Source organism: Streptomyces phytophilus, from assembly GCF_013870535.1.
GTDB lineage: Bacteria > Actinomycetota > Actinomycetes > Streptomycetales > Streptomycetaceae > Streptomyces > Streptomyces phytophilus.
Genome location: NZ_JACBXC010001426.1, coordinates 1 through 1,456, shown reverse-complemented (window position 1 = coordinate 1,456; position 1,456 = coordinate 1). Strand labels below are relative to the sequence as shown.

At 75.8% G+C, this 1,456-nt stretch carries 2 protein-coding genes; both read right to left on the bottom strand.

Going from position 1 to position 1,456, the window contains the following annotated elements; translation table 11 throughout:
* Window positions 1-35 precede the first annotated feature (35 nt).
* A complete protein-coding gene (locus tag H5J30_RS33020; protein ID WP_181791379.1) occupies window positions 36-1,241 on the bottom strand; it encodes an alginate lyase family protein in 1,206 nt (401 codons plus the stop codon).
* 122 nt (window positions 1,242-1,363) lie between these two features.
* Window positions 1,364-1,444: a helix-turn-helix domain-containing protein gene (locus tag H5J30_RS33015; protein WP_258563660.1), complete on the bottom strand. Its 81-nt coding sequence runs from the start codon at window positions 1,442-1,444 to the stop codon at window positions 1,364-1,366.
* Between the last annotated feature and the right edge of the window lie 12 nt (window positions 1,445-1,456).

The following is a 1,456-nucleotide window of genomic DNA, read 5'->3' as shown; positions in this document are numbered from 1 at the left end:
CTCCTCGGGTCGTGAGGGGTGGCGGGTGGCCGGCGTCAGCCGGGGCCGGCCGCGTGCGTCAGGGTCTCCCAGGCGACGAACAGGTCGTCGGTGCCGGCAGGCCGCTGCCGCGCCAGCAGCTTCGCGGTCTGCGGCAGTTCTACCCCGCGCCGGTCGTGGTAGTGGTGGTACGCCACCTCCAGGTCCGGGCCCATGGTGCGCTCCACCCGGCCGCCGCACAGCGACGCGGGCGGGCGCTCGCCGAGCTGGTAGCGGGAGTGCAGCTCCAGCGCGGCGGTGATCCGCGGCTGCACCTCGGTGTAGAGGTCGGTGCCCTGGAGCCGGGCGGTCTCGGCGATGTGCGCGGTGGCGGCGAGCGCGTAGCCGACGTGCATCAGGTTGCGGCACGCCTCCTGGGCCAGGCCCTCGGGGTAGGTGCGCTGTCCGAACCAGTAGGCGGTGATCTCCTCGGCGGTGTCGATCCGACCGCCGGGCGGCGGCTTGGGCCGCGGGCCGTCGGCGCGTACGTAGAAGTACGCGGGCACGCGGGCGCGGAAGCGGCGCAGCGCCTCGGCGTAGGCGGGGCGGTCGTCGAGGAAGACGGCGATGCCGATGGCGGCGTCGGTCATCGCCAGGTCCCAGTTGCCGTTGTAGTCGGGGACGGCGCCGGTGACCTCGGGGAGGTAGGCGTCGCGCAGGAGCCGCTCGAAGCGGCGTACGCCGGCGCGCGGCCAGCCGTCGTAGGTGGCGCGCATCACCTCGGCGGCCCGCGCCCAGGTGGAGCCCGCCCAGGCGGCCTGCAGCGGGGCGTTGCCCTCGGTGTGGCCGGTGAGCCGGGCGGACCAGGCGTCCATGATCTGCACGGCCTTCTCGGCGTGGGCGCGGTCGCGGGTGACGGTCCAGATCAGCGCGTGGGTGTACGCGGCGATGGCGTCCTCGCGCTCGTCGGTGCAGCCGACGCCGGGGTTGGTGTCGGGCGGGCACTCGACGACCGGGACCGGGTGGGGGATGTAGGAGAGCCGGCCGTAGCGGCTGCGGCGCATCGCGCGGAACGCGCGGAAGGGCCGGTCGCCGTCGTGCACCCGGGCGCGTACGGCGCGCAGTTGGGGGCCGCCGACGAGTACTCCGGGATGGCGGAAGGGGGCCGCCGCGCGGCGCTGCTGCCCGCGGGGCAGCGTCTCGGCGGGGCCGCCGGCCGCGACGACGGTGAGCAGGGCGAGGAGCAGGACCGCGGCGCGGCGGGGGAAACGTCTGGGTGCCATGGCACACCTCCACCGTCAGCCTCGAACGCCCGCTGTCCGTACGCATCCAGAGCGGGGCCGAACGGGGGCGGCGGCCGGGCCCCGTTCGGCCGCATGCCGGGGCGCGGCCCTTGGCCCCCGCTTCACCGCAGGTAGTTGTAGACCGTCGCCCGCGCCACCCCCAGCAGCTCGGTGACCAGCCGCACCGCGTTCCTGACCTCCAGCAGCCCGCTGTC

What these genes read in the sequence shown, in the direction of transcription:
- H5J30_RS33020 (WP_181791379.1), bottom strand. Translation starts at nt 1,241, where the DNA reads ATGGCACCCAGACGTTTCCCCCGCCGCGCCGCGGTCCTGCTCCTCGCC.